At 66.0% G+C, this 1,132-nt stretch carries 1 protein-coding gene; it reads right to left on the bottom strand.

Features of this window, described 5'->3' with window-relative positions:
- Positions 1-81: 81 nt before the first annotated feature.
- Positions 82-1,132: homocysteine S-methyltransferase family protein (locus ASE89_RS04680; protein WP_056674491.1), on the bottom strand; the 1,051-nt coding region annotated here is incomplete at its 5' end.

Raw genomic sequence — 1,132 nt, 5'->3', positions numbered from 1 at the left:
CCCGCCATCCGCGGGCCTAGTCGTCGGGGGAGAGCGCGAGCCCACCCCCTGCCCCCTCCCGCCTGCGGGAGGGGAAGAAAGTCAGGCCGCCATCGTGAACGGTTCGAGCCCGGCGAGCTTGGTCCGCACCTCGGGCCGCGAGACCGCGCGCGGTTCCAGCCCGCGCACACCGTCCGCCATCGCCTTGATATGCGCAGGGGTCGACCCACAGCAGCCGCCGAGCACGTTGACCTGCTTGGCCACCGCCCATTCGCCGACCAGCCCGGCGGTCGTCGCCGGCATCTCGTCATATTCGCCGAGTTCGTTGGGCAGCCCGGCGTTCGGGTAGATCATGATCAGCGTGTCGGCGATGCCGGACAGGGTCTTCACATGCGGCCGCAACTGTTCGGCACCGAACGAGCAGTTGAGCCCGATCGTGATCGGCTTGGCATGCCGCACCGCGTGCCAGAACGCCTCGACCGTGTGCCCCGACAGGTTTCGGCCCGACAGATCGGTCAGCGTCATCGACAACATGATCGGCACGTCGCGCCCGAGATCGTCGCCCGCCTCGATCGCGGCCATGATTCCGGCCTTGGCGTTGAGCGTATCGAACACCGTCTCGATCAGGATGAAGTCGACCCCGACCCCCTCGCCGCCTTCGAGCAACGCGTCGATCTGTTCGCGGTAGACGCCCTTCAGATAATCGAAGTCGATCTCCCGATAGCCCGGATCGTTGACGTCGGGGGACAGCGACAGCGTCTTGTTGGTCGGCCCGATCGCACCCGCCACGAACCGCGGCCGGCCGTCCTTTGCTTCATATTCGGTCGCGAGCGCCCGTGCGATCTTCGCGCTTTCGACGTTGATCGCGCGGACCAGATGCTCGGCACCGTAATCCGCCTGGCTGATGATGTTCGCGCTGAACGTGTTGGTCGAGACGATGTCCGAGCCCGCGTCGAGATATTCGCGCGTGATCGTCTGGGGCACGTCCGGCCTGGTGATCGCCAGAATGTCGTTGTTGCCCTTCTGGTCGTGGCTGAGCCCGAGGTCGCCCGCATAGGCCGCCTCGTCGAGCTTCCAGTTCTGGATCTCGGTGCCGAACGCGCCGTCGGTGATCAGGATGCGCTTGGCGGCTTCCGCGTTGAAACGTTCACGT

This window comes from Sphingomonas sp. Leaf30 (genome assembly GCF_001422525.1).
Lineage (GTDB): Bacteria > Pseudomonadota > Alphaproteobacteria > Sphingomonadales > Sphingomonadaceae > Sphingomonas > Sphingomonas aerolata.
Note: the sequence above shows the minus strand (reverse complement) of the source record. Positions and strands in the feature narration are given on the sequence as shown.